Here is an 18596-nt window from a genome sequence, read left to right as displayed (position 1 = left end):
GGTTCGCCCTCGGACCAGTAAGCTGATGCGGTGACGTCCGTGGAGCAGTCCCTACGCTCTCTGCTCGCCCAGGGAACAGAGGAGGGAAGGTTCGGGCCGGGCTCGAAGCTGCCCACCGAACGAACCCTCGTCGAACAACTCTCCGCGCCACGTGGCGCGATCCGGCGCGCCCTCGAGGTCCTCGAGCGAGAGGGGGTGGTGGTCCGGCAGGTCGGGCGCGGGACGTTCCTCACCAAGGCCGCGGTCCACGCCGTTCGGGTCGCGCCCTCCGATACCAGCCCGGCCGAGATCATGCAGGTCCGATTGGTCCTCGAACCACCGGTCGCCGCCCTGGCCGCCCGCGTCGCCACCCAGGCCGACCTCGACCGAATTGCCGGGTGCCTGGAGCGTGGCGCCGCCAGCAACGAATTCGAGACGTTCGAGCTCTGGGACGCCAAGCTTCACCACGCGGTCGCCGCAGCCGCACACAACGGCCTGCTGATGAACATGTTCGAGGTTATGAACACCGCCCGCCAACTGCCGGTCTGGGGCAGCCTCAAGCGGCGCACCTCAACCGCTGAGCGGCGACGCTGCTACCACACCGAGCACATCGCGATCGTCGACGCCCTTCACGACCGGGACCCCGAAGGCGCGCACGCCGCGATGCGCCGGCACCTGGAGAACGTCGCGGACAACCTGCTCGGACGACACTGAGTTCTGCGACGGAAAACGGCCCCCAGCCATCCGAGCCGTGTTGGCTGCGGCCTCCCCGCTACGCCTTCGCTACGCTCGCCGGCTCCGGCGACGCGTGCCGCCCCCTGGCCGGCCGCTCGTCGCCGTGCCCCGGCCACCACGCCTTGTGCCCGATCAGCGCGGTCAGCGCCGGCACGAAGAACATCGACATGACGAACGCCGACAGCACGATGCCGATCGCCACCGCGAAGCCCATCTGCTGCAGGAACGAGATCGGCGCGAGCATCAGCACCCCGAACGTCCCGGCAAGGATCAGCCCCGCCGCCGCGACCGTCGGCCCGGCGTGTTCGACTCCGATGGCGGCGGCCTCGTGCGGCTCGTTGCCCTCCCGTGCCTCCTCGCGCAGTCGGGCGATCATCAGGATGTTGTAGTCGGTCCCGATCGCCACCACGAAGAGGTAGAGGATGATCGGCAGCTGGAAGGTGATCCCGGGCTTGTCCTGCAGCCCTTGGAAGAGGTAGACCGTGGCGCCCAGCGTGGCGGCGAAGTTGAGCAGCACCGCTATCACGAGGTAGATCGGCGCGACCAGGCTGCGCAGCAGCAGCGCGAGGATGAGCGCGATCAGGCCGGCCGCCACCGGCAGGATCACCGACAGGTCGCGGTTGTTCGCCGAGTTGATGTCCGCGAAGATCGCGGTGGGTCCGCCGACCACCGCCCGGGTGCCGGGCGGGGCTGCCGCGTGCAGGGCGTCGCGCAGGTCGTCGCGGACGAGCGTGATCGCCTCGTTGGAGACCGGGTTTTCGTCGAGCAACAGGTTGACCCGGGCGACACTCGGGTCGTTGCTGCGCTCCGGGGGCTGCGCCCGGCCCACTCCCGGGGCACCGGCCGCGGCCGCCGCGAAGTCGCTGACCTGTTGCTCGGTCAGTGGCGACCCGGTGTCGGTGGTCAGGTAGACCTCGGTCGGGGCGAGGGCGCCGGCGGCGAACCCGCGCTGCAGGTCTGCGGCGGCTTTCGCCGACTCGGTGTCCTGTGGGAAGCCGGAGCTGAAGTCGTAGTCGGCCTTGTAGGCCAAGGATCCTGCGGCGAGCGCGACCAGCAGGGCGCCGGATGCCGCCGCGACGAGCGCCGGCCGCCGACCGATGGCGGTCCCGAGGCGACGCGCCATGGTGGCCTTGGGGGCACGCTGCCACGCCTTGGACGGCCAGAAGACGTACCGGCCGAGCAACGAGACGACCGCCGGGATGAGCGTGAGCGAGGTGACCAGCATGACGGCGACGGCGATCGCGAGCGCCGGGCCGAGCGAGCCGAAGAAGCCCAGGGAAGCGAGGAGCAGCACGAGGAACGCGACGATGACGGCTCCCGCGGCCGACGTGATGACCTCGCCGACCCGCTCGACGGAGACCATCATCGCGGTGCGCTTGTCGTCCCCGGCACGCAGCCGCTCGCGATAGCGGAAGAGCAGGAACAGGATGTAGTCGGTGCCGATGCCGAACAGCACGATCAGCAGCACCGTCTGCAGATCCTGGCTCACGTTGAGGTCGAACGCCTTACCCGCCGCGGCGACCAGCCCGCTCGTGACGGCCATAACAACGCCGATGACCACCACGGGCAGCAGCGCGGCGATAGGGCTGCGGAAGATGATCAGGATCAGTCCGATGATCAGGATGATCGTCGCGACGCCGACCACGGCGAAGGCCTTGTTGAAGGTGTCCTCGTTGTCGACGAAGCTCGCTACGTCGCCGGCCACGCCCGCGGTCAGTCCGCTGCCCGCCAGCTCCGGACCGATGGCCGCCCGCAGATCGCGTACGGCATCGAGCAGCGCCGGGTCGTCCGGGGCGGCCGCATCGAGCCCGACGTTCACCACCTGCACCGACTTGTCCGGCGCCACGGCCTGCGGGCCGGTCAGGTAGCCGGACGTGTGCGAGATGTTCTTGGCCTTGAGCGACTGGGCGAGTTGGCCCACCTTCGCCTCGTCCGCCGGCGTGAGCGCCTGCCCGTCGGCGCGCTTGACCACAACGGTCGCTGTCGCCGTGGCCTGCTGCGGAAACGCCTTCTTCCCGAGTTCAATGGCCTGCACGGACTCGTACGAGCGGGGCAGGAAGCTGCCCTGATCGGCGGAGGTGATGTCGCTCAGCGACGGTGTGGTGAGGACGATGGCGGCGGCCGCGAGCACCCAGCCGAGGATCACCCACCAGGCCCTGCGTACCACGAATCTGCCCAGCCGCTCGAACATGGTCTACCCCCGTTTGTTCGGCACAACCGACATCTGAGGCGGGGATGCCTCTGGGCGCCCGCCCGTCACTCTGCCGGGCAGCCTCCGCTACCCCGTGTGCATCCTACCTACGTCGGGCAATCCTTTTCGGACGCGTGAAGACGCGGGGCGTGTTAGCCCGTAGCTGGTCGATACCCGTACACCGGCTCTTTCCTGCCGGCGCGCTCCGGACACCTACCGGCCTTGCCGCCCACCATGGCAGGAGAAGACGGGACCGGATCAGGCCACCAGGGCGTACGGCTCGGGCTCGGCCGACAGGCGACGCTCGTCGTAGTCAGGGGCGAGCGTGCCGAAGAGCCGGTCCCAGATCGACGTGTAGAAGCCGAGGTTGACCGCCGGCTCGACGTGGTGTCCCGCGTGCAGCGTCGGGGTGGCCACCCAGCGGAACACCCGGCTGCGCCGGGCCACCGGCGGGAGCACCTCCACGCCCAGGTGCCCGAAGATCCCGAAGACGAGGTTCACCGCGGTGTAGGCGACGATCGCCCAGACCGAGAACGCATGTGTGGCGAGCGCCGCCAGCCAGAGCCCGCCGAATCCGAGGATCTCCAGCGGATGCAGCGCGTACAGCGTCGCGGGCCGGGCGTCGACGAAGCGGTGGTGCAGCGCGTGGGCCAGCGGGAAGAGCCGGGGCCGGTGCGCCACCGCGTGGCCGGCGTACATCAGCAGGTCCATCACCAGGAGCAGCAGGACGAAATCGGCCAGGGCGCGGAGGCCCAGGTCCGCGTTAGGGTGGATGATCCCGGCCTTCCACAACCCCCAGCCGGCGACCGTGACCAGGGAGTTCATCAGGATCGCCCCACCGGCGAGCCACACCTGCAGCTGGCTGATCCGGCCGGGGTCCGGCAGCAGCCGTACCACCGTCGGCAGCCGGAGCATCGCGTTGCCGGCGCCGACGGCGGCCAGGAAGAGGATCACGTTCTCGAGCAGAGCGAGCCCGACCACCTGGCCGACATCGAGTCGCCACGCCCAGTCGAGCACACCATGCACGTCCTTCAGTATGCGCCCGTCGGAGAGGCTCGGGACCGACCTGATTTCCGGATCGCACAAAAGGCCAGCGCGAACGTCCATAGCCTGGCAGGCGGGAGCACTTCGAGACGTTGACGGACAACACCGTGACCAAGGCCGTCAGGGAAGCACTTGAGGGCGTCAGGGAGATCGAGCTGACCGTGACCGGCCGGAAGGCCGGACGGCAGATCACCCACCCCGACTGGTTCGCCTAGGAGGAGGTGAGCGTAGGCCCTCCACCTCGTCGGCTGCTGGGCCGCTCCTCGCCGCAGCCGGCGAGCAGTGCCGCAGCGGTGATCCACAACAGTATGCGCTCGACCGGCGAAGTGGTCGTCACCATCTGACCACCGATCTGTGGTTAGCCGAAGCAGTTGTTCCATGGGTGTACCGCTTCATTGACGTGTGTGGACAGTCGTGCAATGCTGTCGGTCGGTACACCGTAGGAACAACCGGGAGGCTCCGTGAAGTTCTACACCGCCACCAAGAGCCGCAACCAGGGCCGTGAGAGCTGGTCGGTCATCTTCCGGCACCCAAGCAGGCTCGACATCGGTACGGGTAAGCCCGGCCGCCGGGTTCGTCGGGGACTCGGAACGGCCGATAATGCCGAGGCGGGTCGCATGGTCGAGCAGCTCAATGAGATCTTGCGAACGCCAAGTCTTTGGGAGCTGACCGCTCGGGCGAGCGCCGAAGCTCGGTTCGACGCGCGGGTCGTGGAGATCTTCTACGAGGGCTTGGAGGCTGTGGAGCTCGACTTCGCAGGCGTACGCGAAGAGCTGCTTCCTCTTCCGACGGCGGCCGACGGATACCGAACCGTGATGATGCTCGGCACCACTGGGGCCGGCAAGACAACCGTCGTCCGGCAGATCCTCGGCACCGACCCGGATACCGAGCGGTTCCCATCGACGTCAACGGCGAAGACCACTGTTGCCGACACGGAGCTGATCACCAGCGCAGACGAGACTTACCGCGCCGCGGTGACGTTCACCCCTCGCGACGAAGTGATCGACTACCTCACCGAGAACGTCTCTGCGGCCGCGCTGGCCGCCTTCAGTGGCAAGGATGACGCCGAGGTGATTCGGCGGCTGCTCGACCACATCAACCAGCGATTCCGCTTCAGCTATGTGCTGGGCCGCGCCACAGCGCCGACCGCCGAGGACCTCGTGGACGATGACGTCGAGGAGGACGAGGACATCGATCCTGCCGAGTACGGCCAGGTTGACCTCGAGGTTACCCGGCAGGTGATCCAAAAAGCGGCGCGCTCGGTCCGAGTGATCGTCGAACGGCATGCCAGCGCGATCCGCGAGGAGTTCGATGCCAGCGAGGAAGACGAGCGGGTCGTTGCGGAGTACATCGAGGAAAACCTCGATACCGAGTTGCGGCAGTCCGACGAGTTTCACAGCATCGTGGACTCTCTGGTCGATGAGATCGAAAAGCGCTTCTCGACGCTGGATGTCGGCGTCCTGCGGCGGAACCGGCAGGGCTGGCCGGTCAGCTGGTCGTGGAGTACCGACGACAGAACGACGTTCATCAAGTACGTCACCAGGTTCTCCAGCAACTACGCGCCACTGTTCGGCCGCCTGCTCACGCCGCTAGTGAACGGGATCCGAGTCAGCGGTCCGTTCGTGCCGGAGTGGGGCTCGCGGTCGGCAAAGCTTGTCTTGGTAGATGGCGAGGGTCTCGGCCACACCCCGAAGTCGGTTGCCACGCTGTCGACCCGCGTCGCCGTTCAGCTCGAGAAGGTCGATGCCGTGCTGCTGGTCGACAACGCGACTCAGCCGATGCAGGCGGCTCCTGTGGCGGCGCTGAAGGGCATTGCGGTCTCGGGCAACGCAATGAAGCTGCACTTCCTGTTTACCCACTTCGACCACGTCAAGGGAGACAACCTGCCGACATTCTCGGCACGCGAGGAGCACGTCCTGGCGTCGGTGGAGAATGTGCTGCAGGCGATCGGCGACGAGCTCGGGCCCGCTGCAGAGCGTGTCCTGCGCCGCCGCCTGGACTGCGCCCGGTTCTTCGTCGGCGGAATCCACGAGTCGCTCAACGCGAAGAAAAAGATGGGCGGACGGTCAATCCAGGAGTTCCAGCGGCTGCTCGATGCCTTGTCTTACCCAGAGCACGCGGTCGAGGCTGGCCCCAGCCGGCCCGTCTACGACCGGATGAATCTCTCGCTCGTGGTGACGGAGGCGGCGAAGAACTTCCACCTGCGCTGGCGTGGCCTGCTAGGGCTCGATGTGAACCCGGATGCACCGAAGGAGCACTGGACCCGCGTAAAGGCGTTGAGCCGCCGCCTGGCGGAGGGCTGGACGGACGAGTACGACAACCTCAAGCCGGTCGCCGATCTCCGCTTCGAACTGCAGCGACAGGTGTACCTCATGCTGCAGCGGCCGGTGCGGTGGGATCGGGGCGAGCCGAGTGACGACGAAAAGCAGGCGGTCATCGACGATGTCTCGAATGCCGTGACCAAGAGGCTGATGGATCTGACCCGCCGAAGGATGCAGGACGAAGTCAGACTCGGCTGGCAGACGGCCTACAGCCAGAGCGGTACCGGATCCACGTTTGTCCGCGCACGCATCATCGCCTCCGATGTCTATGACAAGGGCGCCCCGGTACCAACCGTCAGCGCCTCGCCCGACCAGAACCGCTTCCTCAGAGACGTCGCGGGGATTGTCTCCGAGGTGGCGGAAGAACTCGACATCGTACTGGCGTGAGGGCCGTCGTCAGCTCAACGCCCGGCGATCGATGGACTTCTAAGATGCACGTCGTGCGCGATGATGGTGAGCTGCCCGTCGGCCAAGGCGGTTCGGGTCGGCGGTGGCTGGCCCACACCCGGCTGGTCCTGTGTGGCGCGGTCGTCGCTGTCGTGGCCGCCACCGCGAGTGTCCGGTGGTTCGTCGGCGAACCCGAACGGCCGGCGGGTGGGAAGCAGTCGATCGGGTACGGCTGCCCCGTGTTCGGCTTGAACCCGGGCCCTTCCCAGGAGTGCGGACCGCCCGCGGCCCTGGACCCGCGCCGCGCACCGGTGACCGAGGGGCAGCGGACGGCGGTCAGGGACAGGGCCAGGGCCATTCGCCTCGCCGCGTCGCACGCCGGCTGGTGCATGACCGGCACCCAGCCGGAATGCGCCCGTCGGCGGGCGTCACACGAACCGACGCAGCACGATGTCGATGCGGCTCGGCTGTGGCTGAGCCGGACGGAGACCTCAGCGAGCACGGCACGGCTGGCTCGTCCGGGCGATCCAGGTCAGGTGGGCGCGCTGCTCTACGCGGCTCGCCTCGGTGACGTCTGCGTCGTCGACAACCTCGAGCAGGTGCCGGGCGGTGCGGGCGGCGAGGAGATCGTCGGCCTCCTGCCAGACGGGACCTGCCTGCCCGACTGACGAGCCGAGCGGTCCCTCCGGCGCAGACGGGCACCCGACCGGGCCCGGCTCCGCTCCGACACCCGCCGCCGTGCCGGGCGTCGACCAGCGCCACCGCCGCGGTCGGACATAGCCGGGCGTCGGGTGCCGCCGTGGTCGGCGCAGGGCCCGCCCGGTCGTACGCCGTGTGCCGCCGCTCCTTCTCTCGGGTGACCCACGGGCATGCCAGCCCGAAGCCGTCCCATCCGCACCACGGGATCGATCTCACGTCCGACGCCGGCGTAGTCGACGAGTCCGGCCGGCGCGGCTGTCAGTAGGTCGCGCCCGGCGCCACCTGCGCGGCCACCCGCTCGTGCAGCGCGGCGAGGGCCGGGCTGACGGTGGCGGTGAGCGGCGCCGGGTCCGCCAGCCGGCGCGCCGGCTCGGGTAGCCAGGCGAGGTCGGCGTCGAACCGGCCGCGCGCAGCGCGTACCTCACCGGCCGGGTCGGCGGCGGCCAGGCGACGGCCGCCGCGCATGACCGGCACGAGCAGCGGCTCGCGGTCGCCCGGTGGGGGTTCGTCGCGCAGCCCCACCACGTCGCCGCCGGCACCGGTGGGATCACGGAAGACCTGCTTGGGACCGGGCAGGGTGGCCTTGCCGGGCGACAGCTTGAGCACCGGCCGGTCGCCGACGGCCACCAGCTTGTAGGCGCTGTCCAGGGACGGCGCGTCGAAGGAGACGCCCATCCGGGTGCCGACGCCGTACGCGTCGATCGGTGCGCCCGCGGCGACAAGCGCCGCGATGGCGTCCTCGTCGAGGCTGCCGCTGGCCACGATCTGGGCCTGGGTCAGCCCGGCGTCGTCGAGGATCGCGCGGGTCTGCACGGCCAGCGCGGCGAGATCCCCGGAGTCGAGCCGCACGCCCATCGGGCCAGACAGTCCCAGCTGCGCGATGACGTCGACGGCGGCCCGCACTCCGGCGGGCGTGTCGTAGGTGTCGACGAGGAACACCGGGTTCGTGGGGAAGTCGGTCGCGAACGCGCGGAACGCGGCACGCTCGTCGGGGAACGCCTCGACGTACGAGTGGGCCATCGTCCCGGACGGCGTCAGTCCGTAGCGTCGAGCGGCCTCGACGTCGCTGGTCGCGGCGAAGCCGGCGATCGCGGACGCCCGCGCCACGCCCGCCCCGGCCTCGATCCCGTGCGTGCGGCGGAACGCGAAGTCGACCAACTGCGCGTCGCCGGCGGCGAGGCGGCATCGGGCGGCCTTGCTGGCCACCGTGGTGTGGAAGGTGATCAGGTTCAGCACGCCGGTCTCCACCAGCTGGGCCTCGGCGATCGGCGCGGTGACCTCCAGCAGCGGTTCGTCGGCGAACACCACGCGGCCCTCCGGTACGGCCCAGACGTCACCGGTGAACCGCAGCCCCGCGAGCGCTGCCAGCGTCGCCTGGTCGAGCCCGACGGTGTCGCGCAGATAGCCGAGTTCGCCCTCGTCGAACGCGAAGCTTTCCAGGAACGCCAGCGCCTCGGCCAGCCCGGCGGCCACCAGGAAGCCACGCTGCGGCGGTAGGCGACGGACGAACAGGCTGAACGTTGCGCGCTGCACCATGTCCCGGCGCAGGTAGCTGGCCGCCATCCGCAGCTCGTACAGGTCGGTACGCAACCCGCTCATGGTTCCTCCATCGGCACGGGCACGGTCGACGACCGGTGGCATCGCGGCGATGCCGTCCCGTCGGGTCAGGAGCGGGCGCCGCGCGCGGGACGGTGGGACAGGGAACTCGGCGCGTTGACCCCGGCACCGTCGCTGACACTGATGCCCAGCCGCTCGACCAGTTCGCCGCCGAGCCAGGCAGTCATCCCGGACAGGACGATGCCCGCGAAGCTGCAGATCAGGGCCAGGGCGTTCGGCTCCCAGTTCTCGGCGGACGCCCGCACCAACCAGCTCACCGCGAACAGCAGCACGACGACGACGTTGCCGATGCCGTGGATCGCGCCGACGCGCTTGGCGCGGGTACCGGACGGGATGGCCCGCCAGTCGATGAACCCGAAGACCGCGGCGACGAGGCCGCCGATGACGCCCGCGCCGATGATGTACCCGGCGGAGATCTGGAATCCAGCGCGGTCCGTGATCAGATACAGGATGTCGAAGATCACCGCCGTGGCGAACAGCCCCAACGGGAACACGATCATCATGGGATGGATCCCGTGGCCCATCGCCTTGGCTCGACTTTCCACCGCGACCACCTGTCTGGCGGGATGTGTTGGACGCGGGTACCCCTTCGGGTCGCTGGTACACCTACCGGCGGTCTCGCCGACCATCTCGCCGGGGTCCGCTCACTCCTGACCGATCAGACTGTCGAGGGCGACGGTGGGATCGGCCAGACGGTCGAGGTCGACGTGCTGCCGGGAGCGGATCAGCTGCCCGATCGGGCCGGTCACCTCCCAGACGTTGACGTTCATGCCCGCCAGCACCCGCCCCTGCGCGGTCCAGAACGCGATGAACTCGCCGCCGGTGAGCTCACCGCGGACGACGACCCGGTCGTAGGAGCCGGGCGGGGCGTGGCCGGTGTACTCCATGCCCAGCTCGTACTGGTCCGTGTAGAAGTAGGGCAGCCGGTCGTAGCTGACGACCCGACCGAGCATGCCGCGGGCGGCGGCGGGCCCCGAGTGCAGGGCGTTTGCCCAGTGCTCGACCCGCACCCGGGTGCCCAGCATCCGGTGGCGGGCGTTGGCCAGGTCGCCGGCGGCCCAGATGTCCGGGTCGCTGGTACGCAGGGTGTCGTCGACGACGACGCCGTTGTCGACAGCGAGGCCGGCCTGTTCGGCGAGCTCGGTGTTGGGCTGGACGCCGACGCCGACGACGACGAGGTCGGCGGGCAGGACCGTGCCGTCGGCGAGCAGTACTGCGGTGACCCGGTGCGACCCCTGGAACTCGTGGACCTGGGCACCGAAGTGGAAGGTGACCCCGTGGGCGCGGTGCAGGTCGGCGAAGACGGTGGCGAGCTGGTCGCCGAGGACGCGCTGCAGGGGCAGGTCGGCGGTCTCGACGACGGTGACGGCGGCGCCGCGGGTGCGCGCGGCGGCCGCCACTTCCAGGCCGATCCAGCCGGCGCCGACGATGACGACGTTCGCGCCGTCGACGAGGGCTTCGGAGATGCGGGCGCTGTCGGCGAGGGTACGCAGCCGCAGCACGCCGTCGAGGTGCGCGCCGGGAATCGGCAGGGTCCGGGCCCGTGACCCGGTGGCCAGCAGCAGCCTGTCGTAGTGGAAGCGCTGCCCGTCGGCCACCGTGACCTGCCGGGACCGGCGGTCGAGGGCGGTCACGCGGGTGTCGGTACGCAGGTCGACGTCGTGGTCGACGTACCAGCCGGCGTCGTGCACGTAGACGCTGTCGCGCTCGGTGGTACGCAGCAGTAGGCCCTTGGACAGTGCCGGCCGTTCGTACGGGCGCTCGGTCTCCTCGCCGAACAAGACGATCTTGCCGTCGAAGCCCTCCTCGCGAAGCGTCTGTGCGGCTCTGGCTCCGGCCAGCCCGGCCCCGACGATCACGAACTGACGCTGCTGGGTCACGGATTCTCCTAGCGGGACGTGTCAGGCGTGGGCGCCGACTCCGGTGAGGGTGAAGAACTCGGCGCGGGAGCGCGAGTCGTCGCGTAGCGCGCCGAGCAGCGTGGAGGTGATGGTGGTGGCTCCGACCGCCTGCACTCCACGCAGGGTCATGCACAGGTGTTGCGCCTCGACGACCACCCCGACGCCTCTCGGGCGCAGGTGGGCGGTGAGCCAGTCGGCGATCTGCTTGGTCAGCCGTTCCTGGACCTGCGGGCCGTGGGCGAAGAGTTCCGCCACCCGGGCGAGTTTGGACAGCCCGAGGATCCGTTCGCCGGGCAGGTACCCGACGTGGGCGACGCCGATGAACGGCAGCAGGTGGTGCTCGCACACCGAGCGGATCGGGATGGCCCGGGCTACGACGAGCTCGTCGTAGCCCTCGTCGTTGTCGAAGGTGGTGAGCCGGAACTCGCGCGGGGTGAGCAGTTCGGCGTAGGCGCGGGCCATCCGGCCCGGCGTTTCGGCCAGCCCGTCGGCGTCGAGGTTCACGCCGAGTGCCGCCAGGAACGCGGCCGCGGCCTGTTCGGCGGCGACCAGGTCCTTGGTAGCCAGCCGCCGGTCGACCTGAAGCGGGCTGAGGGACACATCGGCTCCCATCGACAGACGGTGGATGGTGGACGCTCGGCCCATCAGTTCCATGTCGACCACCCACCCGTTTTCACCAACCAACATTGTTGTTATTCATGCTGTACCCGGCGCAGCAGAATTTCAATAGCAGACGCTGGTGATAATCTCGGTGGGATGCCGGACCGATGGACAGCCGTCGCCGCGCTCGCCGATCCGTCCCGGCGGGCGCTGTACGACCACGTGCGCCACCAGGACCACCCGGTCACCCGGGAGGAGGCCGCCGACGCCGCCGGGATCTCCCGCGGACTGGCCGCCTTCCACCTCGACAAGCTCGTCGACGCCGGCCTGCTGCGGGCCCGCTATCAGGCCCCACCCGACCAGCCGAGAGGCCGGGGTCGCAGCCCCAAGGTGTACGAGCTGGCGGGGGACGGTCTCGCCGTCACGGTCCCGGAACGCCGCTACGAACTGATCGCCGAGATCCTCGCCGACGCGGTCGTCGACGACCCGGCCCACGCCGACGCCGCCTCGCGTCGGCTCGCCGGGCAGCACGGCCGCAGCCTGGGCACCGGACTGGCCGAGGACGGGTGCGACATCCTGTCGGCGTTGGGCGGCCTCGGATTCGAGCCGCGGCCCGACGCGCAGCGGCGGGTCCTACTGCACAACTGCCCGTTCCACGCCCTGGCCACCCGGCACACCGCACTGGTGTGCGGGCTGAACCAAGCCTTCCTCACCGGCCTGCTCGAAGGGCTCGGCGCCGCCGATGTCGAGGCCCGGCTGGCCCCCCGCCCCGGTGCCTGCTGCGTGGAGCTGAATCTGCCGTCATGAACCGCGCCCTCCCGGCCGGTTGTCAGGAGGGCCGCTCGACGGGGATCAGCGCGGGGTGCCGAGGAACATCGCCCGTCGCACGCCAGGACCAGTTCGTCCTGCGCCCGCTGCGGTGCCCGGGACGGGTGCTGCTGCCGGTGTCGCGGATCCCGCCGCGAGCGCCCGCGATCGTCCATAGCCTGGGAAGCGGGAGCACTGCCGGCAAGATTGACGGAGGACACCGTGACCAAAGCCGTCCGGGACGCCCTTGAGGGCGCCAGCGAGATCGAGCTCACCGTGACCGGCCGGAAGACCGGACGGCAGATCTCTCACCCCGTCTGGTTCGTCCAGGAGGAGGAAAGCGCGTTCCTGGTCCCGATAACCGGCTCGGACAGCGACTGGTACAAGAACGTACGGCAGACACCGTTCGTGCAGCTGGCCGTCAACGGGACGGCGGTGAGCTCGACCGCGACCCCGATCACCGAACCGGACCGGGTCGATCACGTGGTGGAGATGTTCCGCGAGAAGTACGGCTCGGATCAGGTGGACCAGCACTACCCCAAGCGTGACGTCGCCGTCCAGGTCTCACTCACTTAGCCCGTCGGGTCAGCCGTTGATCGTCAGCGCGACCGGCAGGCCCTGCTGCACCTCGAGGACCGCCCGCTCCCCCAGCGGTCGGACCAGCTCGACGGTGACGATCCGCCGCGCTCCGATGTCCCCGCACGCCTCGCCGTCGGCGTGGGGATGCGCGATGACGATCACGACGACGGCGTTGGCCGACTCGACGGCCTCCGCGCTGTAGTCGACGCCGCACGGCTGGCTTCCGGGGGCCGGGGAGCCGGTGAAGGCCACGGTCAGCCGCCGGCTCGTCGTGCTCCCGGTCGCCGACTCGATCGCCAGCCCGCCGTGCGGGTACTCGGGCCCCCAGGCCGGTGGCGTCACCACGACGGCAGCCGAGCGGGCGACCGCGATCCGGGTCAGCCGCACCGCCGTGCCCTTGAGGGTGAACTCCCAGGCCGGGACCGCCGCCGGGCCGCGCGTGGTGGAAATCCGCACCGTGGTCAGGCGCGCGGCGGTGACCTCCAGGGGTACGCACCCGGAGCAGTCCCCGGCGCCCGCCGCTCTCAGCTGGGCGAGTGCCTCCTCGGCCGACGTCAGTGGAACGGGTTGCGTCCTGCCGTTCTCCCAGACCACCTTCCCCGTCGGTTGCCCGAGGGCGGGCAGCGCCGTGGCGGCCTCGATACGGCCGGTCAGCAACGCCTGCTTGTTGTTGTCGCCGTTCGGCTGCTCCCAGTCGCCGAGCTGGCCGGTCAGCTCCCCGACCGGCACGAAGGCTTGCGCCCCACCGGCGTCGAGGACCGCCTGGTCATACCGGGTCAGGGCGTCGCGCGCCTGCTGGCGCAACCGGTCCAGGTCATCCCCGCCCGCGTCGCTGCCGGTCGCGCCGCAGCCACCCAGAACGGCCACCGCGGTCACCCATACCAGCCAGCGTCGTCCGCCCATCCCCGCTCACCTCCGCCCCCTTCGACGGCCGCCGGCCCGGTGGAGGTTCCCGCCTGTCCGACCGGTGTCCCAGGGATCAGCTCGACGTGGGGTGCGGCCGGTCAGGTGAGCGGACAGCCAGCATGCCTTCCGGCACCGAGGTGCTCACGAACGGGCCGCCCGCCGGCGGAGAACCATGCGGCCGGCGTGCTTCCGCAACTCCCGCGCGGTCTGGCCCAGCTCGAACGCGATCCGGGCGGCCTCGTACGCCTCGGCGGCGCCCGGCTCCGCCATCCGGCGCTCGCGCAGGTCGTCCCACTCCGCCCGATCATCCATCACCGGCTCCCCTCGACCATGGTCAGCCGCTCTGCCAGCCATCGCTCCAGAGCCCAACGAGGGTCAACGCACCGGGTCGTGGTGCGGTTCATCACGTCCTGTTCCCTGGCAGCCATGGACCGGGCCACCGCCCCGGTCAGACATACGCGGGGCGTCGGGTGCCCCCGTGATCGGCGCACGGCCCGCCTGGTACGCCGGTCATGCTGACCAGGCCGTCCTCGCACTGCACCACGTAGCCCTTGCCGTTCCAGAAGGTGGCCACGCAGTCGAACCAGTCGCAGACGTCCGCGGCCGGCTCGTAGATGTAGGAGCCGCCGCAGTAGTTGTAGCCGTACGGGTTCTCCGGTGCGCCGCAGAGGTCGACCGAGGTCGGGCTCGGCGAGCCGGTGGAGGGGTTCGGGCGGCCACCGGTGCTGCTGGCCGACGGCCGCCCCGAGGGGCTGGTCGGTGCGGCACCACCGTTCGGGCCCGGTCCGGGCGAGGTGACCGGCCCGACACTGGGCCCCGGTGCCGTACCGGGACCGGACGTGCCGGGCCCGGTGGTGGCGTCCGGCCGCGGAGCCGCGCTGGGATCGGTGGAGCTGAGCGGCGCGCCGACGGCGGTCGACGGCGAGGGTTCATCGGGGTCGATCGAGGCCGCGCCGGGGCGGCCGCCGATGTCCATCCCGACCACCGGCCGGTCGGCCGCGGACCAGCGGACCGTGCCCACGACCCCCGCCAGGGCCACCAGCACCGCGACGGCGGCGACCAGCGCCGGACGCGCGAGGCGGGCGACGGCCGGGGCCTCGGCGGGCGTGGCCGGCGACGGTGCCGCCGGTTGGGTACGCCAGTGCGCCACCACCGCCTCGTCGAGCCGGTCCAGGAGCGCGTCCCGCTCCCCGACGGCGTCGGCGTACGCGACGGTGAGTCGCAGCCGGAAGGCGGACGCGGCCGTCGGCGGCACCCGTACTCCCCGGATCCTGCCCGGGCCGTGCTCGTGCAGCAGGGTGAACGGCTCTTCCGGATGGTGTGCCACCCCGGTGAGCTGCGGGTACGGCCACTCCTGGACCCCGAGGCGCCCGATGAGGATCAACCGCCGGTCGGTGACCACCGCCGTGCCGGCGTCGACCACCGCGATGCCCCGCGTCCGCCCGGGTGACCGGGCCGGGTCCCCCACGGGAACGACGGCCAGCTCCGGCGCGGGCAGGCCGGCGGTGTGCCGAGCCGTCACCTCGAGGAGTTCCGCCCCGGCCTGCACGCTGGCCACGACCTCGTCGTCGTCGACGGTCACCGGCAGCCCCACCGGCGTCTCCGCCGGCTGCTCGGGTTCCTCGGCCCGCGCGCAGAACTCCCGTAGCTCGATGTCGCGTCGCCGCCACGCCTCGACGGCAGCCTCGTACGCCGTGCGCCGCCGCTCGTTCTCTCGGATGACCCAACGGGCCCGCCAGCCCACAGTCGTCCCGTCCGTCGCCACCGGGTCGCCTCTCATCGCGAAGGGGTTCCGCGTCCACCCGGTACAACCGCGCGCGGCGGCGCAGGACACGCCGCAGCCGTCGACCGGTTCGGCTGGTTCCGTGGGGCCGATTCGTGGAGGTGCCGCCGCCCCACATCCACAGTGCCCTGCTCGACGCGGAGGCCGGTGTCATCGTCGAGTACCCGTACCGGTTGGCGGGTGGGGCCGAACCGCCGATATCCACGGCTATCCCCGCCCGCCGCGCGGCGATACGGTGCACGCACCGCCTCGGGCCGCGCCCCGCCGACAGGTCGCGACGCCGCCTTACGCGTCCCCATCCGCACCACCGGATCGATCTCACGTCCGACGCCGGCGTAGTCGCCGGGAGAGAGGATCGAAGAGGATGCTCCCGACACCCACCACCTCCCGCTGGCGAGCGGCGAGAGTTGCCCTCGCAGCCGCCATCGCACTGGTCAGCCTCGGCATTTTCGGTGCGCCCGTTCATGCCCAGGGACAGTCCAAAGTCACCGTGATGACCCGGAACCTGTATCTGGGTGGCGATCTGACGCCGTCCATCGGCGCGCCGACACCGGGCGCGTTCCTGGCCGCGAACTCCGCGCTGTTCAGCCACGTCGGCCTGGTCGACTTTCCGGCCCGGGCGAAGCTGCTCGCTCGGGAGATCACCGAGAACAAGCCGGATCTGGTCGGCCTGCAGGAGGTCGCCCTGTGGCGCACCGGCACATTCGGTGACCCCGCACCAGCCACCGAGGTCCGGTACGACTACCTGGCGCTGCTCATGGGCGAGCTGAGCCGTTCCGGTCACGCGTACGACGTCGCGGTCGTACAGGCCGAGGCCGATCTGGAGGCGCCGGCGGGCGGGCCGCACTTCCTCGACGTACGGCTCACGATGCGCGACGTGATCCTGGTGCGCCACGGCGGCCGGGTGAAGGTGACCGACTCCTCGTCCGGCACCTTCGCCAACAACCTCAGCTTCACGCTCGCGGCGACGGGCGGGACCGTGACCAGCACCCGCGGTTGGACCGCGGTGGACGTGGTGCACGGGCAGCGCCCGTTCCGGTTCGTGAACACCCACCTGGAGGCCTTCCACCCCGGTGTCCGGGTGCTGCAGGCGCGCGAACTGCTGGCCGGGCCGCTGGCCACCGCGCCGGGCGACGTCATCCTCGCCGGTGACCTCAACACGGGTCCCAACCTGCCCGTCGCCGAGAACCGGCTCGCCTACGCCGCGCTGGTGGCCGGCGGGATGCGGGACACGTGGGAGATCCTGCACCCGGGTGAACCCGGCTACACCGCGGGTCTGGGCGACGACCTGAACCAGCCCGCCGACGCCGTCGAACACCGCATCGACATGGTCCTGTTCCGGGGGGAGGTCGTACCCGTCTCGAGCCTCATCTTCGGCAACGAGCGGCAGACCCCCGACGGCCGGTGGGCTTCGGACCACCTCGGCTACCTGGCCGTACTGGCTCTGCAGTAAGGCGATCGTTGCTCCGGGCTGGCGCCGACGCGCCAGCCCGGAGTTGACGCGCGGCGTGAACCAGCGCTCGTCGGATCGTCAGCCATGCGACGACGAGCGCCCACCCAATGCGGCGTAACCGCGCCCCGTCCGGTCGGTCATGCAGCCACGGGTCGACTGCTTGTCGGCGCGCCCCGTGCCGCACTCCACGAGCGTGATCCCCGGAATCGCCTTCAGCGCCTGTGGATGGAGGGTGAAAGAGCGCGAGGGCGCCGGGTTCACGACCGGGCGCTGGCAACAGGAACTGTCGGTTCGATGCGGTCCAGTGAGGTCATCCGGCTGGCAAACGGCTCACCGTCGCACATCCGGGTGGGCAAGCTGGATGTCCGAGATCCGACAGGGCGCTCCGCGGAGCGTCCACGAGACCGGACGGTGGTGCGCCCGGGTTCGGACGGTGGGGCGGAAGGTCAGGTTAGGTCCGATCGACCGCGCTGACCGGGGCATTTGCCGTTTCGAGCGGCTGACAATTCACGAAACGAAGAGCTGGTCCTTTCCCCATTCGGCGGGTGACCCCTCCCCGCCAGCACCGCGAATCGGTGAATGAACGGTTGAAAAGCCTGCGCGAAAGTGCCGCCACCGGGCCATCCACTGAATGCCTTTCCGCGCCACCCTCATGTCCATTCGGCGGATCACGACCTATTGCGGCGAACGCTACAAAGGAACCCATCCTGTTACTCGATCACCTCTCACCCCCACCGCCCTCAGTCCCGCCTACGAGACTGCCGCGGCAGGCCGAGTGCCCGACGAGAGGAGTGGACACCGATGACACCCCGTCCTCGCCGCGACGACTCCAGCGCCACGACCCACCCGGTACCGACGGGCCAGGCCCCGGCCGGCGGTTTCGCCACCAGCCTCTCGCCGGCCGCGCGCGCCGCCCTGACCGGCGCCGGTACCCGCCAGCGGTACCCGGCCGGCACCCCGTTGTTCCACCAGGGAGACCCCTCACGTCACGTGGTGCTGATCGAGAAGGGTTGGGTGAAGGTCACCTCCACCTCCCGTCGCGGGTGGGAAGCGTTGCTGGCCATCCGGGGTCCCGGCGACATCCTCGGTGAGCTGTCCGCCGTCGACGGGCGACCCAGGCTGGCCACGGTGACCGGCCTGTCCCCGGTCGAGGCGACCGTGCTCACCGCCGAGCGGCTGCACATCTGCCTGACCGAGTGGCCGGAGATCGCCCTGTCCCTGCTCCGCCACCTGGCCGCCAGCCTCCGCGAGGCCGACGGCCGGCGCGTCGAATACGGCTCCAGCAACGGCGACAACCGGCTGGTCGTCCTGCTGGTGGAGCTGCTCAACAAGCATGGCGTCGCCACCCCCGAGGGGATACTGCTCGACCTTCCGCTGAGCCAGCAGGATCTCGCCGCCGCCGTCGGCACCTCGCGCGAGGTGGTGGCGCGCACCCTGCGGGTGCTGCGCGATCGGCGGATCGTGCTGACCCGGCGGCTCCGCATCGTCGTCGTCGAACCGGAGCTGCTGCGGTCGTTGGCAGGTTCTGTGTCGATGTCGACACAGCGCCCGTAGCCATCGGCAACGTACCGCCCGACGTTTCGCGGGACCCTCG

Annotated in this window: 16 protein-coding genes; 7 read left to right on the top strand and 9 right to left on the bottom strand. The window is 70.5% G+C overall.

Translation table 11 applies throughout. From position 1 onward, the window contains the following. Window positions 1–30: 30 nt before the first annotated feature. Entirely contained in the window at window positions 31–693 is a 663-nt protein-coding gene (locus tag ACTWM8_RS05815) for a FadR/GntR family transcriptional regulator (RefSeq protein WP_446212892.1), read from the top strand. Between the two features lie 58 nt (window positions 694–751). Here ACTWM8_RS05815 and ACTWM8_RS05810 read toward each other — a convergent pair whose 3' ends face one another. Next, complete coding sequence (locus ACTWM8_RS05810) at window positions 752–2905, bottom strand: MMPL family transporter (protein WP_446212891.1); 2154 nt, start codon at window positions 2903–2905, stop codon at window positions 752–754. Between the two features lie 258 nt (window positions 2906–3163). Continuing rightward, window positions 3164–3931, bottom strand: a complete 768-nt coding sequence (locus tag ACTWM8_RS05805; RefSeq protein ID WP_446212890.1) for a sterol desaturase family protein — start codon at window positions 3929–3931, stop codon at window positions 3164–3166. Window positions 3932–4410: 479 nt separating this feature from the next. On the opposite strand from ACTWM8_RS05805, the gene ACTWM8_RS05800 reads away from it, so the two are divergent. Beyond that, complete coding sequence (locus ACTWM8_RS05800; RefSeq protein WP_446212889.1) at window positions 4411–6657, top strand: hypothetical protein; 2247 nt, start codon at window positions 4411–4413, stop codon at window positions 6655–6657. A 44-nt stretch (window positions 6658–6701) separates the two neighbouring features. Next, window positions 6702–7325 carry a hypothetical protein gene (locus tag ACTWM8_RS05795; protein WP_446212888.1) on the top strand — a complete coding sequence of 208 codons (624 nt, stop codon included), beginning with the start codon at window positions 6702–6704 and terminating at the stop codon, window positions 7323–7325. Between the two features lie 289 nt (window positions 7326–7614). Here ACTWM8_RS05795 and ACTWM8_RS05790 read toward each other — a convergent pair whose 3' ends face one another. The 4 genes from ACTWM8_RS05790 to folE all read right to left on the bottom strand — a co-directional run bounded on the left by ACTWM8_RS05790 (window position 7615) and on the right by folE (window position 11486). Continuing rightward, window positions 7615–8955, bottom strand: coding sequence for a nicotinate phosphoribosyltransferase (locus tag ACTWM8_RS05790; protein ID WP_446212887.1), 1341 nt, complete (start codon window positions 8953–8955; stop codon window positions 7615–7617). Between the two features lie 65 nt (window positions 8956–9020). After that, window positions 9021–9527, bottom strand: coding sequence for a DUF2231 domain-containing protein (locus ACTWM8_RS05785; RefSeq protein WP_446212886.1), 507 nt, complete (start codon window positions 9525–9527; stop codon window positions 9021–9023). A gap of 90 nt (window positions 9528–9617) precedes the next feature. Continuing rightward, the gene (locus ACTWM8_RS05780; RefSeq protein ID WP_446212885.1) at window positions 9618–10853 is read right to left on the bottom strand and encodes an NAD(P)/FAD-dependent oxidoreductase; all 1236 of its coding nucleotides are present in this window, start codon (window positions 10851–10853) and stop codon (window positions 9618–9620) included. A 21-nt stretch (window positions 10854–10874) separates the two neighbouring features. Then, on the bottom strand, window positions 10875–11486 hold the full coding sequence (gene folE, locus ACTWM8_RS05775; protein WP_446212884.1) for a GTP cyclohydrolase I FolE: 612 nt from the start codon (window positions 11484–11486) through the stop codon (window positions 10875–10877). A gap of 144 nt (window positions 11487–11630) precedes the next feature. Here folE and ACTWM8_RS05770 point away from each other — a divergent pair, with 144 nt between their 5' ends. Together ACTWM8_RS05770 and ACTWM8_RS05765 are read left to right on the top strand one after the other, a co-directional pair. Further along, entirely contained in the window at window positions 11631–12281 is a 651-nt protein-coding gene (locus tag ACTWM8_RS05770; RefSeq protein WP_446212883.1) for a helix-turn-helix transcriptional regulator, read from the top strand. Between the two features lie 222 nt (window positions 12282–12503). Continuing rightward, on the top strand, window positions 12504–12857 hold the full coding sequence (locus tag ACTWM8_RS05765; RefSeq protein WP_446212882.1) for a nitroreductase/quinone reductase family protein: 354 nt from the start codon (window positions 12504–12506) through the stop codon (window positions 12855–12857). A 9-nt stretch (window positions 12858–12866) separates the two neighbouring features. On the opposite strand, the gene ACTWM8_RS05760 is transcribed toward ACTWM8_RS05765, so the two are convergent. From ACTWM8_RS05760 to ACTWM8_RS05750, 3 genes are all read right to left on the bottom strand, one after another. Next, window positions 12867–13763, bottom strand: coding sequence for a hypothetical protein (locus ACTWM8_RS05760; RefSeq protein ID WP_446212881.1), 897 nt, complete (start codon window positions 13761–13763; stop codon window positions 12867–12869). 144 nt (window positions 13764–13907) lie between these two features. Continuing rightward, on the bottom strand, window positions 13908–14078 hold the full coding sequence (locus ACTWM8_RS05755) for a hypothetical protein (RefSeq protein ID WP_446212880.1): 171 nt from the start codon (window positions 14076–14078) through the stop codon (window positions 13908–13910). Window positions 14079–14214: 136 nt separating this feature from the next. Continuing rightward, window positions 14215–15546 carry a hypothetical protein gene (locus ACTWM8_RS05750; RefSeq protein ID WP_446212879.1) on the bottom strand — a complete coding sequence of 444 codons (1332 nt, stop codon included), beginning with the start codon at window positions 15544–15546 and terminating at the stop codon, window positions 14215–14217. A 496-nt stretch (window positions 15547–16042) separates the two neighbouring features. Between ACTWM8_RS05750 and ACTWM8_RS05745 the strand changes: the two genes are divergently transcribed. Together ACTWM8_RS05745 and ACTWM8_RS05740 are read left to right on the top strand one after the other, a co-directional pair. Then, complete coding sequence (locus ACTWM8_RS05745; protein WP_446212878.1) at window positions 16043–17002, top strand: endonuclease/exonuclease/phosphatase family protein; 960 nt, start codon at window positions 16043–16045, stop codon at window positions 17000–17002. A gap of 801 nt (window positions 17003–17803) precedes the next feature. After that, window positions 17804–18556, top strand: a complete 753-nt coding sequence (locus tag ACTWM8_RS05740) for a Crp/Fnr family transcriptional regulator (RefSeq protein WP_446212877.1) — start codon at window positions 17804–17806, stop codon at window positions 18554–18556. The last annotated feature ends 40 nt before the right edge of the window (window positions 18557–18596 follow it).

It is taken from the genome of Micromonospora sp. IBSANI012 (assembly GCF_052814045.1).
The sequence above is the reverse complement of the archived record's forward strand: the minus strand, read 5'-3'. Positions and strand labels throughout refer to the sequence as shown.

Coding starts and splice junctions, on each gene's coding strand:
- ACTWM8_RS05795 (WP_446212888.1), top strand. CDS start 6,702: ATGCACGTCGTGCGCGATGATGGTGAGCTGCCCGTCGGCCAAGGCGGT.
- ACTWM8_RS05755 (WP_446212880.1), bottom strand. CDS start 14,078: ATGGATGATCGGGCGGAGTGGGACGACCTGCGCGAGCGCCGGATGGCG.
- ACTWM8_RS05790 (WP_446212887.1), bottom strand. CDS start 8,955: ATGAGCGGGTTGCGTACCGACCTGTACGAGCTGCGGATGGCGGCCAGC.
- ACTWM8_RS05740 (WP_446212877.1), top strand. CDS start 17,804: ATGACACCCCGTCCTCGCCGCGACGACTCCAGCGCCACGACCCACCCG.
- ACTWM8_RS05745 (WP_446212878.1), top strand. CDS start 16,043: ATGACCCGGAACCTGTATCTGGGTGGCGATCTGACGCCGTCCATCGGC.
- ACTWM8_RS05770 (WP_446212883.1), top strand. CDS start 11,631: ATGCCGGACCGATGGACAGCCGTCGCCGCGCTCGCCGATCCGTCCCGG.
- folE (WP_446212884.1), bottom strand. CDS start 11,486: ATGGGAGCCGATGTGTCCCTCAGCCCGCTTCAGGTCGACCGGCGGCTG.
- ACTWM8_RS05750 (WP_446212879.1), bottom strand. CDS start 15,546: ATGAGAGGCGACCCGGTGGCGACGGACGGGACGACTGTGGGCTGGCGG.
- ACTWM8_RS05760 (WP_446212881.1), bottom strand. CDS start 13,763: ATGGGCGGACGACGCTGGCTGGTATGGGTGACCGCGGTGGCCGTTCTG.
- ACTWM8_RS05810 (WP_446212891.1), bottom strand. CDS start 2,905: ATGTTCGAGCGGCTGGGCAGATTCGTGGTACGCAGGGCCTGGTGGGTG.